This is a genomic window from Sarcina ventriculi (genome assembly GCF_900456775.1).
GTDB classification, from domain to species: Bacteria; Bacillota; Clostridia; order Clostridiales; family Clostridiaceae; genus Sarcina; species Sarcina ventriculi.
In genome coordinates, this window is sequence record NZ_UAUL01000012.1 from 1 (window position 1) to 14072 (window position 14072).

Sequence of the window (14072 nt, forward strand, 5' to 3'; positions counted from 1 at the left end):
TTCATTTACAGGACTATTACCTTCTACGGTAGAGCTTTCCAGCTCTCTTCAATTAGTTATAGTTTCTCGTTATGTTCTATCCACAACCCCGGAAACAAGTTTCCGGTTTGGGCTCTTTCCCTTTCGCTCGCCGCTACTTAGAAAATCGATTTTTCTTTCTCTTCCTCTAGGTACTTAGATGTTTCAGTTCCCTAGGTTTACCCTCGTTAACCTATTTATTCAGTTAACGATACATGGGGTTTCCCATGTGAGTTTCCTCATTCGGAAATCTTTGGATCTCAGACTATGTGCGTCTACCCAAAGCTTATCGCAGCTTATCACGTCCTTCATCGGCTCCTGATGCCAAGGCATTCACCATACGCCCTTTGTAGCTTGACCTTTGTTTCTATCTTTTAGATAGTTGCAATCAATTTTACAAAGAATAGTAAATTTAATTGGCTTTACTCTATTTATTAATACTTATGTGTAATTTTCAAAGAACATAATTTTGAAAGAACTTAGTCTTTCAAAATTAAACAGATATTTAAGAAGCATTCTTTATTATCATCTTAGTTTTCCTAAGATATTCTTCCTTAGAAAGGAGGTGATCCAGCCGCAGGTTCTCCTACGGCTACCTTGTTACGACTTCACCCCAATCGCTGACCCTACCTTCGGCCGCTGCCTCCTTACGGTTAGCTTACGGACTTCGGGTATTGCCAACTCTCATGGTGTGACGGGCGGTGTGTACAAGACCCGGGAACGTATTCACCGCGACATTCTGATTCGCGATTACTAGCAACTCCAGCTTCATGTAGGCGAGTTTCAGCCTACAATCCGAACTGAGACAAGTTTTTGAGTTTTGCTCCACTTCACAGTATTGCTTCTCTTTGTACTTGCCATTGTAGCACGTGTGTAGCCCTAGACATAAGGGGCATGATGATTTGACGTCATCCCCACCTTCCTCCCGGTTAACCCGGGCAGTCTCGCTAGAGTGGTCAACTTAATGGTACCAACTAACAATAAGGGTTGCGCTCGTTGCGGGACTTAACCCAACATCTCACGACACGAGCTGACGACAACCATGCACCACCTGTGTTCCTGTTCCCGAAGGAACTTCCCACATTACTGGTAATTCAAGACATGTCAAGTCTAGGTAAGGTTCTTCGCGTTGCTTCGAATTAAACCACATGCTCCGCTGCTTGTGCGGGTCCCCGTCAATTCCTTTGAGTTTTAATCTTGCGACCGTACTCCCCAGGCGGAATACTTAATGCGTTAGCGGCGGCACAGAGGCTTGGGGCCCCTACACCTAGTATTCATCGTTTATGGCGTGGACTACCAGGGTATCTAATCCTGTTTGCTCCCCACGCTTTCGAGCCTCAGCGTCAGTTACAGTCCAGAGAATCGCCTTCGCCACTGGTGTTCTTCCTAATCTCTACGCATTTCACCGCTACACTAGGAATTCCATTCTCCTCTCCTGCACTCTAGATATCCAGTTTGGAATGCAGCTCCCAAGTTAAGCTCGGGTATTTCACATCCCACTTAAATATCCGCCTACGCTCCCTTTACGCCCAGTAAATCCGGATAACGCTTGCCACCTACGTATTACCGCGGCTGCTGGCACGTAGTTAGCCGTGGCTTCCTCCTTAGGTACCGTCATTATCGTCCCTAAAGACAGAGCTTTACAATCCGAAGACCTTCATCACTCACGCGGCGTTGCTGCATCAGGGTTTCCCCCATTGTGCAATATTCCCCACTGCTGCCTCCCGTAGGAGTCTGGACCGTGTCTCAGTTCCAATGTGGCCGATCACCCTCTCAGGTCGGCTACGCATCGTCGCCTTGGTGAGCCGTTACCTCACCAACTAGCTAATGCGCCGCAGGCCCATCTCATAGCGGATTGCTCCTTTGATTGTTAAAAGATGCCTTTCAACAATGTTATGCGGTATTAATCTTCCTTTCGGAAGGCTATTCCCCTCTATGAGGCAGGTTGCCCACGTGTTACTCACCCGTCCGCCGCTAGAAAAGCTCCGAAGAACTTTTCTCGCTCGACTTGCATGTGTTAAGCACGCCGCCAGCGTTCATCCTGAGCCAGGATCAAACTCTCAAATTAAAATATACTAATTTCTTAGTTTTTATTTGAGTTTAATCTACTCATATTACTTATAAAAGAATTGCTGGTTTACTTAAATTATCTGTTTAATTTTCAAAGACCATTGTTTTTCTTTTTTCTTTGTCGCCCTCAAGCGACTTTCTTAGTTTAACATTTGATTAAACATTTGTCAACAAGTTTTTTAATTTTTTATTTTCAAACTTCATTAATTAAATAATCCTTGCGACAGGTGTTATCTTACCATATAAAACTTATTTAAAGTTTTTATTACTTACCTCATTATCTAAAATTATTTTACTTTTACTAAGTAATATTTCTATTTTCTCTATATTTTATTCATCGACACGCCAGGTATAGTATATTTTATTTTTTATAATATTAACTATAATACAATACTATAAAATATCACCTAGATAAAAACTTTCTTTATTCCATCTTTATTTTTAGATATTTAATATAATTATTAATTTTATATCACATTAAAAATAATATTTTAAAACAACGTATTTCTAAATTTTTATTATAAAAAAATAGAGACTATAAATTAATACAGTCTCTATTAAAAATAATAAATATTTTTTCTCCCATATACTATATAAAATTATTAATATTTTATATAGTAATCACTTTAAATTTAATCCTAAATCTTTTATTAACTTTTTATCATCTTTTATCTTATTTCCACATGTCGTTAATAAGTTTCCTGTAATCGTTGCGTTAGCCCCTCCTCTAAATGCTCTTTCTCCAAATCTTTTAAGATAATTCCTGCCTGCTGCAAGTCTTATTTGCGCTTTAGGGTTTACTAATCTAAATATAGCTATAGTTTTTAATATTTCCTCTTCAGTTAAACTATCCACATTTTCTAATGGTGTTCCTTTAATAGGCATAAGAACATTTATAGGAATTGATACAACTCCTAATTCTCTAAGTTCTATAGCCATGTCTACTCTATCCTCTCTTGTTTCTCCCATTCCTATTATTCCACCTGAACATATTTCAAGCCCAACTTCTTTTGCGCATTCTATTGTTTTTATTCTTTCCTCATAAGTATGCGTTGAACATATATCGCCATAATAATTTTTTGATGTTTCAATATTGTGATGATATCTTCTTACTCCACTTTCTCTTAACGCTTCTAAAGCTTTTTTATCTATAATTCCATGTGAAGCACATAAATTTATAAAAGTATCTTTATTTAATTTTTTATAATAATCTAATACCCTGACCAACTCTTCTCCATTTAATCCTCTTCCTGAGGTCACAATTGAAAATCTATTTACTCCCTCATTTTGATTTTCTAAAACACTATCTAATATGGTTTCATAGTCTACTAAGCCATATTCACTTATCCCTGTATCAAAATAAACTGACTGAGCACAGTATTTGCAATTTTCTGAACACTTTCCACTTTTACCATTTATTATAGAACATAAATCCACAGTATCTCCTACAAATATTTCTCTTATTTCATCAGCTATTTTTAATAATTCATCTAAATTTTTATCATAAAGTTTTAGTGCTTCATTCTTACTTATTTTATATCCACTTATAATATCTTGTTTTAACTTCTTCATTAGTTTAACAAACTCCTTTAATCCAAAATACCATTAATTATTCCTAATTTATTAAGTTTTCTAATTATATTAGGAGCTATTATACTTATTATTACACTTAAAAATATATCTCCTGGTAAAAATGGAACAGCTCCAACTAATATAGATTGTCCAATTGTCATTGTTGCTCCTAAATATAAATTTTCAATAAACATAAGATATATAACACCAAAAGCATATATAACAATTAATCCTATTGTAACTGATATAAATACACTTACAAAATTTATTTTTTTAATTTTATACATTATTAATCCTATTATATATGCACCTACTATAAACCCTATCAAGTATCCAAAAGTAGGCTCAAATATGTATTGTGGTCCCCCACCTTTTGTAAACACCGGTATACCTATTAATCCTATGCCTACATATACAAGTTGTGCTATCATCCCATTTTTTTTCCCTAAAATTATCGCTCCCATAGCACAAAATAAATATTGTAATGTAAAAGGAACATATGGCAATGGAATTCTTATAAATGCTCCTATTGCAGTAAGGGCCGCAAAAAAAGATATTAATACTAGTTCTTTAGTTGTGGTCTTCATTCATTTTCCTCCTAATTATTTATTTTTGTAATTAAATTATTTAATTTAAAAACCTTTCTTTAATTATATTATTATCTCTTTATTTACAACCCTCATTTTTATTTATTCACTTATTTTTAACATTTAAATAAAAATTTTGTTATTTTTTAATACTATAATCCTATAAAATTTCTATGTTTATAGATATTCTTTTATTAAATCTTTCACTACTTCCGATGCAATTATCATTCCTGCAACTGGTGGTACAAATGATATACTTCCTGGAATTTGTCTTTTAGCAGTACATTTTTTTGTTCCTCCTGTACATACACAACCTGTTTTACAAGTTACAACATCATCTTCTTTAGGTTTTCTCGGAATTTCCTCTGAGTAAACAACTTTTAGTTTTTTAACACCTCTTTTTTTAAGCTCATATCTCATAACCTTAGCAAGTGGACAAACCTTTGTTTTATATATATCAGATACTTTAAATTCAGATGGATTTAACTTATTTCCTGTCCCCATAGAACTTATTAAATTTATTCCTTTTTTTTCACAGTATACAGCTAATGCTATTTTAGATGAAACTGTATCTATTGCATCTACCACATAGTCTACATCATTTGGTATTATCTTTTCTAAATCTTCTGGTTTCACAAATATTTGTTTAGTTTCAACTTGGCAATTTTTATTTATTGATAATATTCTTTGCTTCATAACATCAACTTTATTTTTACTTATAGTTTCGTAAGTTGCATGTATTTGCCTATTTAAATTAGTTAAGCATACCGTATCATCATCTACTAATATCAAATTTGAAACACCACTTCTTACTAATGCTTCTACTGTAAAACTACCTACACCACCAATACCAAAAATCATTACTTTACTTTTCTTTAATTTATTTAACGCTTCTTCTCCTATTAAAAGCTCAGTCCTAGATAATGAATGTTGTGCCATATAGAATTTTCTCCTTTTCTTAAAACAAATTAAAATTTACATATAATTATAACACTTACTTTTTATTTATAAACTATAAAATAAAATTTTAATATGTATATCATACATTACATTAATTTTAAATAAACATATTAAAGAAAATAATTAATTTATTGAGGATTTTATGAATTTTTTTTCAAAATTAAATATTTACAAAAGAATGAATAATGGCGAAATAAACATATGTAAACTTTCTATGATAGGAATTATTATTATTGCTTTATTTAATGATTATATATCTGCTACACTAAACATAATTGTAATTAAAACATTATTAATGTTTAATTTACCAATTAAGATATTACAATTAGGGATTATACGATTTATACTTGAATTTCTTTGTACCACACTATCTTTATTGCTAATATGTTTTATTTTAGTCAAAATAAATAGATATTCTAAAAAATCTTATAGAGATCTATCTAAACCTATAAAACTTAAACATGGGTATTATTATGCTGGATTGCTAATAATAGGTCTTAGAATTTTTTTTGAAGGCTCTTTAAGCCACATAACAAAACTAATTCCTATGCCAGAAAATATTTCAAAAGCCTTTGAAACTATGAGTTTAGACCCTATATATTTATTATTAACTGTTTGTGTCTTCGCTCCATTTATAGAAGAATTCATATATAGAGGATTATTTTTAAATGGACTTTTAAAGAAATATTCGCCTAAGGTTGCTATAATCTTATCAGCATTAATATTTGCAATTGCTCATAGAAACATCCCTCAAGGAGTGAATGCATTTTTTCTTGGACTTTTTCTTGCAACAGTATATTATAAAACTCATTCTCTTTATATATGTATATTCATGCATTTTATAAATAACTTTTGCGCTCAGTTTATTGCCTTACTATCTTTGGGCACAATCTCAATAATAGTTCAATCGATTATTTATGTAATTATAGGGCTATACTTAATGTATAAAGGGTTAAAAGGATTAAATGTTATAATTTAATTTAAAATAACTTTTTAAAATTTTATAAAAAGCTGTTAGTAAAATCTCTTTTGCTATATAATAAGCAGTAGAGATTTTATTATATACATAATTTTAAGGAGGATTTATTGATGACATTAGGTATCATAAGTGCAATGAGTGAAGAGCTTGAAATACTTTTACAAGACATGAAGATAGATAGCAAAGAAACAAAAGCTAATATGATTTTCCACAAAGGAATGGTTTGGAATACAGAAGCTGTTGCTGTTGTTTGTGGTATAGGTAAAGTTAATGCTGCTGTTTGTGCTCAAATTCTTATAAGCGAATATAAAGTTGATAAGGTAATAAATGTTGGAGTTGCAGGTGGAGTTGGCAAAGAAATCTATCCTGGTGACGTAGTTATTGGTGATAATTTAGTACAATATGATATGGATACAACTGCATTTGGTGATCCAATTGGGCAAATTCCTAGATTAGATACATTTGATTTTAAATGTGATGAATCATTGGTTGCTTTAGCTAAAGAAGCTTGCAAAGAAAATGGAAATATTAAAAGCTTTGTTGGTAGAATAGTTACAGGAGATCAATTCGTTGCAGATCCTGCAAAAGTTAAATGGTTTGATGAAGAATTCAAAGCTTTAGCATGTGAAATGGAAGGCGGTAGCATAGCGCAAGTTTGCTATCTTAATAAAATACCATTTGTTGTTATAAGATCAATTTCTGATAACGCTAATAATGGTGCTCATATGGATTTTGCTGAATTTACTGCTATAGGAGTTAAAAACTCAACTTCTATATTAAAATCTATGGTTTTAAAAATGAACTAATTCTATAAAATTTATTTAATGTTGATATTAGATATCTTAATATCAACATTTTTACTTAAATTCTGTTTTTAATATAGTATCTATTCTAAACTATGAATAAAAAGCCCACTCCTTAGTTTTGGCTCAAACCAAGTTGACTTAGGTGGCATAACAAAACCGTTATCTGCAATTTCCATTATTTCATCTATCGAAGTTGGATACATTGAAAAAGCTACATCAAAATCCTCACTTACCTTTATCTCAAGTTCTTTAAGACCTTTTATTTCACCTACAAATTCTATTCTTTCATCTTGTCTAGGATCTTTAATATTTAATATTGGATCCAAAATATTATTTTGAAGAATTGACACATCTAAATTATTCACTATATCTAAATCTTTTAATACATCCTCCTTAACCTTTAGTCTATACCAAAAGTTATTTAAATACATGCCAAATTCACCTTTTTCTTTTGGTTTATATTGAATACCTAACGGCAACTTATTTATATGAAAATTTTCTTGTACCTTCCTAATAAATTCATCATAACTATAGCCATTTAAATCTTTTATAACCCTATTGTAAGCTAATATATTTAATTGATTATGAGGAAAGGCTATTCCTAAAAAATAATTAAATTCTTCATTCCCTTTAAACTTTTTATTTTCATTTTTTCTTTTTAATCCCACTTCTACTGCAGATGCTGCTCTATGATGACCATCTGCTATATATAAACTTTTTATATTATAAAATACATTTATAATATTTCGTATAATATTTTCATCATCTATTTTAAAACACTCATGTTTTATTCCATCATCAGATATAAAACTATAAATATTTTTCCTCTGTATACATGCGTTAATTATAGATTCTAACTCACTATTATCTTTATATGTTAAAAAAATTGGGCCAGTATTTGCATTACAAGTATCTACATGATTTATTCTATCTATTTCTTTTTTCTTTGTTGTATATTCATGTTTTTTTATATTATTATTTAAATAATCATCAATTGAAAAACATGCAACTATTCCAGTTTGAGTCTTTCCATTCATTGTTTCGCTATAAATATATATACAAGATTTTTTATCCTTGATTAAAATTCCAGAGTCTATCATATTATCTAAATTTTCTTTAGCTCTTTTGTATACTTTATCACTGTATACATCTATATTATCATCTAAATCTATTTCCGCTTTATCTACATGAATAAAAGAGTATTTGTTTTTTCCTTTTTCTACAGCCTCTTCATAAGTTACAACATCATAAGGAAGTTCTGCTACATATTTTGCTAGTTTTTCTTTAGGTCTTATAGCATTAAATGCTTTAATCTTAACCATCTTTAACTTCTCTCCTTAAAACATTTTTATATATCAAATTTTTCTTTTATTATACATATTATTTCTTCACCTATTTTATCTTGAGCTTCTTTAGTTGATGCAGCTACATGTGGACTTAAACTAACATTTTTGCAACTCAATAATTTTTTATTTTTAATAGGTTCACTAGAAAAAACATCAAGACCCGCTCCTAAAATTTCTTTATTTTCTAAAGCATATAGAAGAGCTTGCTCATCTACAACGTTCCCCCTTGAGCAATTAATTAGAAATGAATCATTCCTCATGATTTTAAATTCATCTTTTCCAATTATAGCCTTATTCCCCGATACATTAATAGATAGAAATTTAGAATTTTTTAAAACATATTTAAAATCTTTAAATTCACCATATGTCTTGTCTATTTCCCCTAATATATCATAATAAATTACATTCATACCTAAAGCCTTTGCTTTTAATGCTAACTCTTTTCCTATTCTACCCATACCAATTATCCCAAGAGTTTTATTTAAAAGTTCTATTCCTAAATATTGTTTTTTATTCCAAGCTCCTTCCCTCATAGTTACATTAGATTGATTTAAAAATTTAGCTAAGCAAAATATATGAGCTAAAACCATTTCAGCCACTGATACTGAGCTTGCATAAGGTGTATTATAAACTTCTATACCTTTTAACCTAGCATAGCCTACATCAATATTATCTATTCCTACTCCACCTCTTATGATTAACTTTAGTTTTTTCCCTTCAACAGCTTTATCAATAATGTCTTTTCTCACTTCTGTAGCCGATCTAACTATGATAACATCAAAGTTTTTTATCTCTTTTTTTAAAGATTCATTATCATAATGAAAATCTAACACATCAACTCCTAAATCTTCTAACTGCTTTTTACAATTAAAATCTAATCCGTCATTAGCCAACACCTTAATCATAAACTCACTCCTTGAAAATCTTTTTAATCACATATTTTTAACTTAATTTAATTTTAAAATGTCATTAATATTTTCAAGTAAATCATTCAAACTTTCTATTGTACAATCAGCCATATGAGCTATCCTAAACGTCTTATCTTTTAAAATCCCATATCCATTTGATATTTGAAATCCTCTTTTACCTAATTCGTTATTTAAATAGGAAAAATCTATATTTCTAACATTTTTTATAGTTGTTACAGTATTAGATAAATATTTTTTATCAGCAAAAAGTTCAAAATATTTATCTGCCCATTCCTCTGTTATCTTAGCCATAACTTTATGTCTTCCAAATCTATTCTCTATACCCTCTTCATTAACAATATAATTTAATTGATAATCTAAAGCATACATATGAGATATCGATGGAGTTGATGGGTATTGATAATTTTTATCCTTAATATATTTATATAAAGACAATAAATCAAAATATTTTCCCCTATAAGTAACTTTTTCAGCCCTCTTTATTGCTTTAGTAGAAAATGTACAAACAGACATACCAGGCGGAAGTCCTATACACTTTTGAGAAGAAGTTATTAATATATCAATCCCTAATTTATCAACTTCTATTTTACTACCTACCGCTGAGCTTACAGCATCAACACAAAAAATTATATCAGGATATTTACCTATAACCTCGGCTATTTCCTCAATTGGATTCATCACACCTGTTGATGTTTCATTATGGGTTATTGTTATTAAATCATATTCCCCAGTTTCTAAAACCCTTTCTATTTCTTCTTTTGTAAACGCTTCTCCCCATTGTTTTTGAAACTTATCAGCCACAATATTATTACTTATAGCCATCTCATACCATCTATCTCCAAAAGCACCTATGGAAAATACCGCTGCTTTTTTCAATGTACAGCTCCTAATAGCACCCTCCATAAGACCACTGCCTGAACTTGTTGATAAAAGTATTTGTTCATTTGTATAAAATATTTTTTTGAAATTATTAATAATGTTTTCTTGAAGCTGAGACGCATCTTTTCCTCTATGTCCTATTAGCGGTAATGCCATTTGGCTTAAAACTTCTTGTCTAACCTCTACTGGTCCTGGTATAAATAACTTCTTATGCATATAATATCTCCTTAAATTTTATTTTATAATTATATGCTTTTAATCTTTTTTCTATTATTTTTCAAATAAAAATAAACCTTAAATTTATCACAATTTAAGGTTTATAAATTATATTTACTTACTATTTTCTAGATTGTTTTTAAACTCATTTTCACACTGTCCTCTTTTTGAGCTTAAACAATTATTACAACTTTTAGTAGAAATTTTACTAGATACAACCCCATTTATAACTGATGAAAACACAAAATCACTACACTCTTGTACTATTCCTACAAACTGTTGCTCTTTATCCATAAAATACACCTCTTTTAAATAAATAATAAAAGTAGATACATTTTATTGTTTACCTAAAATAAGAATTATATTCTATTGCTCATTATCATCTTCCCAAATTAAAACAGATTCAGTTTCTCTACAATATTTTACACATATACATTGTCCTAAATTTCTTGGACATATCCTACATAAACAATTTTTTTCTGTACTATCACACTTATTCTTTTTAAAATCTATGCAATATTTACAGTTTAATGCCGTTCCTACGCTCATTAAAACTTCTCCTCTCATGTTTAAAATTTTATACTTTTAACAATATAAATATTAAATTTATTCTACTACATAGAAAACATTAGTCAATGTGATAAATTCATACGTTATATTTTTTAATAAATATGGTTTGTCTAAATTTTTAATCATTGAGATTTAATTTTTGATTACATTATCACTATTCAAAAACTCTATTAAATTTTTATCATCTTTATCTATCTCATTGTTGATTTCTTTAACTTTAATACCATTTAAATCATTCTTATACTCTTTTACACTATCATCTTCATTCAGTGGGTATTCTTCCATCTCATTAAATGAAAAATTTTTTATCATTTCACAATCTAATAATTCATTCTCTAAATTTAATGATTTAAATATTTGAGTCTTTTGTAGACTCTCTTTATAAATATTTTCATTTAATTTATTATGAACATTTTTTAAAATATCATCTTTCTTTAAATTTTTATTATCTTTAACTAATTTTTTATTTTTTAAATTTTGTTTATTTAAATATAATGTATTTAATTTCATGTATATTATTCCAGCAAAAACAACTTGAATTAAATTAATAATAAGCATTCCTACATCATAAGTTAAAACATTGAAACTTATTAACAATGTAAATCCTATTAAAAATACTATATAACTCATAGCTATTGCGCCACATATAAAAAACATTTTTTTCAATATAGAATTTATATAAAACTTCTTAATATTATCTTTATTCAACATATCGCAAAAATTTTTAAAAACGTATTTTAATAACAAAGTTACTACACACATTGAAAAAATTATTCCAATATTAGCTGATAAACTTCTATTGTATACATCGTAAAAAGCATAAAAAGGCATTATTACAGGATTGTATACAGCATAAATCATATTTAAAATATTTTGAATCCATAAAATTTTTTCACTTATAAATAAACTTCCTGCTCCAAGTACTACACTTACAGTACCCAAAATCACACAATAAACAAAAGTCCCATTTACAAAATCCTTAATTGATACATAATTTATAACAACTAGTAAATATAAGATGCAAGTAACTAAAATCACATAAAATGAAAACAATAAAACATTATTAAATCCTATATTAAACATTGAAACTAAAGTTTTTCTAAAGATAAAATATAAAATAAATTTTATAAATAAATTTATTAAAATAGATATACTAATTATTGTACTTAAAAATTTTAATTCCTTATCTAAAACGCTATTGCTTTTCATTCTAGCTTTTACATAGTTTTTTAATACTTGTTGTTTATCTTTCAAAACAGTATGCACTAAAATACACAGTGTAATATATAGGATTGATATATCAAAAATTGACATTGAAAAACCTCTTTTTAATATATCAATTTTACTAAGATTTAAAGTATCACCACATAACATGACAATTAAATTTAAATTTCCTATAAGTATAAAAATTATAATCGTTAATATACCTGAATATAATATTGTTTTGTTATTCAAATTTTTCTTTCCGTCAATTATGTTATCCATAAAAATCTCCTAAATTAAATAAAATTAAGTATATTTATTTATAGTATTTTTTAAATATATTTATGATTAAATTCTATCAATTTAGTAACACTTTTACAATACAACCATATATTATTATTAGATATATTTACTCCTCCCAATATAATATAAAAAACAGGTAGCAAAATATTTGCTACCTGTTCTTTGTATTATCTTATAAAATTTTGGAATACAACAAGAAATATTATACCCGGAATACCAAAAATTCCTACAATAATAGCTGTAAGTAAATTTATATTAACACTTATACCTACGTATGCTCCAAAGAAATTTACAATCATTAAAAGTATTACACCTAAAACACTATTTATCATTAACCCTACTATTTTTTTTATAGAACTAAATATTAATTTTAGAACTATTATTCCCAATATCAATCCTATAAGTATCATTATAATATTTTGAAGTGTTAATGAATGTATATTCATATTAAATACTGAAGCTATCTATTTATGATAAAATAGCAACAGCGCACCCCCTTTTTACTATTTTTTTTAGATAACATTATATCATTATATAAATATATTCTAAATTAATTTTTTGTTAAATCTCTTTCCTTCCTTCTAATGCTTTAGATAAAGTCACCTCATCTGCATACTCTAAATCTCCACCAACTGGTATTCCCGCAGCAATTCTAGTTACCTTAACATCTAATGGCTTTAATATTTTCGATATATACATAGCAGTAGCTTCTCCTTCTATATTAGGATTAGTAGCAACTATAACTTCCTTTATATTTCCATTCATCCTAGACACCAATTCTCTCAACCTAATATCTTGAGGCCCTCTTCCTTGCATAGGCGATATATTTCCATGAAGTACATGATATACACCATTATAATCCTTAACTTTTTCCATTGTCATTATATCTTTAGGTTGTTCTACTACACATATTTGAGTTTTATCTCTACTTGGGTTACCACATATCGCACAAGGATCTGAATCTGTAAAATTTCCGCATACTGAACAATATTTTATAGTTCCTCTTGCCTTAACTAATGCATTTGAAAATTCCTCAACCTCATCTTTTGGCAAATTTAATACATGAAGCGTTAATCTTTGAGCAGTTTTCTTACCTATTCCTGGTAGTTTAGCAAACTCTTCTATAAGTTTTTCTATAGCAACTGGATAAAAATCCATAATAACCCTCCTAAGTAATTGATAAAACTCCGTTGACTATTCAACAGAGTTTTATCACACTAAATTATTTTTTTATCTTAGAATAATCCTGGCATATTCATTCCACCAGTTAATTTACCCATTTTTTCTGATGTTTCTTGTTCTGCTTTACTTAACGCCATTCTTACAGCAGTTATTACTAAATCTTCTAACATTTCAACATCATCTGGATCAACTATTTCTGGTTTTATTTTTAAGCTTAAAAGTTCTTTTTTACCATTAACTTGTGCTACAACAAGATCTCCATTTGCATTTCCTTCAAATACTGTATTTGAAATTTCTTCTTGCATTTCTGCCATTTGCTTTTGAAGCATTTGTGCTTGTTTCATTAAGTTATTCATGTTTCCCATTCCTGGGAATCCACCTCTTGCCATAAATATATCCTCCTTTTAATTAAGTCTCTAATTATTATATAGTATTTTATTCTTCTTTTCTAT

14 protein-coding genes and 2 rRNA genes are annotated in these 14072 nt (G+C 28.9%); 2 read left to right on the forward strand and 14 right to left on the reverse strand.

All coding sequences use genetic code 11. From position 1 onward, the window contains the following. The 5 genes from DR020_RS11190 to DR020_RS11210 form a co-directional block, all read right to left on the reverse strand. Positions 1-378: ribosomal RNA gene (locus DR020_RS11190) — 23S ribosomal RNA — on the reverse strand; the annotation flags it as partial. Between the two features lie 198 nt (positions 379-576). Then, positions 577-2086, reverse strand: a 16S ribosomal RNA gene (locus tag DR020_RS11195). A gap of 623 nt (positions 2087-2709) precedes the next feature. Beyond that, positions 2710-3660, reverse strand: a complete 951-nt coding sequence (gene bioB / locus DR020_RS11200) for a biotin synthase BioB (RefSeq protein ID WP_112365997.1) — start codon at positions 3658-3660, stop codon at positions 2710-2712. Positions 3661-3677: 17 nt separating this feature from the next. After that, entirely contained in the window at positions 3678-4247 is a 570-nt protein-coding gene (locus DR020_RS11205; RefSeq protein WP_055260079.1) for a biotin transporter BioY, read from the reverse strand. Between the two features lie 177 nt (positions 4248-4424). Continuing rightward, on the reverse strand, positions 4425-5186 hold the full coding sequence (locus tag DR020_RS11210; protein WP_055260080.1) for a tRNA threonylcarbamoyladenosine dehydratase: 762 nt from the start codon (positions 5184-5186) through the stop codon (positions 4425-4427). A 163-nt stretch (positions 5187-5349) separates the two neighbouring features. On the opposite strand from DR020_RS11210, the gene DR020_RS11215 reads away from it, so the two are divergent. Next, positions 5350-6186 (forward strand): CPBP family intramembrane glutamic endopeptidase, encoded by an 837-nt coding sequence (locus tag DR020_RS11215; protein WP_112365998.1) that lies wholly within the window; start codon positions 5350-5352, stop codon positions 6184-6186. Positions 6187-6296: 110 nt separating this feature from the next. Then, positions 6297-6992: a 5'-methylthioadenosine/adenosylhomocysteine nucleosidase gene (locus tag DR020_RS11220; RefSeq protein ID WP_055260082.1), complete on the forward strand. Its 696-nt coding sequence runs from the start codon at positions 6297-6299 to the stop codon at positions 6990-6992. A gap of 80 nt (positions 6993-7072) precedes the next feature. Here DR020_RS11220 and DR020_RS11225 read toward each other — a convergent pair whose 3' ends face one another. From DR020_RS11225 to DR020_RS11265, 9 genes are all read right to left on the reverse strand, one after another. Next, the gene (locus DR020_RS11225) at positions 7073-8314 is read right to left on the reverse strand and encodes a DUF1015 domain-containing protein (protein WP_112365999.1); all 1242 of its coding nucleotides are present in this window, start codon (positions 8312-8314) and stop codon (positions 7073-7075) included. A 26-nt stretch (positions 8315-8340) separates the two neighbouring features. Next, entirely contained in the window at positions 8341-9243 is a 903-nt protein-coding gene (locus tag DR020_RS11230) for an NAD(P)-dependent oxidoreductase (RefSeq protein ID WP_112366000.1), read from the reverse strand. A gap of 42 nt (positions 9244-9285) precedes the next feature. Continuing rightward, entirely contained in the window at positions 9286-10362 is a 1077-nt protein-coding gene (locus DR020_RS11235; protein ID WP_112366001.1) for a pyridoxal-phosphate-dependent aminotransferase family protein, read from the reverse strand. A gap of 114 nt (positions 10363-10476) precedes the next feature. Further along, the gene (locus DR020_RS11240) at positions 10477-10656 is read right to left on the reverse strand and encodes a hypothetical protein (RefSeq protein ID WP_112366002.1); all 180 of its coding nucleotides are present in this window, start codon (positions 10654-10656) and stop codon (positions 10477-10479) included. A gap of 72 nt (positions 10657-10728) precedes the next feature. Further along, the gene (locus DR020_RS11245; protein WP_055260087.1) at positions 10729-10911 is read right to left on the reverse strand and encodes a hypothetical protein; all 183 of its coding nucleotides are present in this window, start codon (positions 10909-10911) and stop codon (positions 10729-10731) included. Positions 10912-11064: 153 nt separating this feature from the next. Beyond that, entirely contained in the window at positions 11065-12417 is a 1353-nt protein-coding gene (locus DR020_RS11250; RefSeq protein WP_112366003.1) for a hypothetical protein, read from the reverse strand. 188 nt (positions 12418-12605) lie between these two features. Beyond that, positions 12606-12884 (reverse strand): pro-sigmaK processing inhibitor BofA family protein, encoded by a 279-nt coding sequence (locus DR020_RS11255; RefSeq protein WP_055260089.1) that lies wholly within the window; start codon positions 12882-12884, stop codon positions 12606-12608. A gap of 115 nt (positions 12885-12999) precedes the next feature. Further along, positions 13000-13596 (reverse strand): recombination mediator RecR, encoded by a 597-nt coding sequence (recR, locus tag DR020_RS11260; RefSeq protein WP_055260090.1) that lies wholly within the window; start codon positions 13594-13596, stop codon positions 13000-13002. Between the two features lie 77 nt (positions 13597-13673). Beyond that, positions 13674-14009, reverse strand: coding sequence for a YbaB/EbfC family nucleoid-associated protein (locus tag DR020_RS11265; protein WP_055260091.1), 336 nt, complete (start codon positions 14007-14009; stop codon positions 13674-13676). Positions 14010-14072 lie beyond the last annotated feature (63 nt).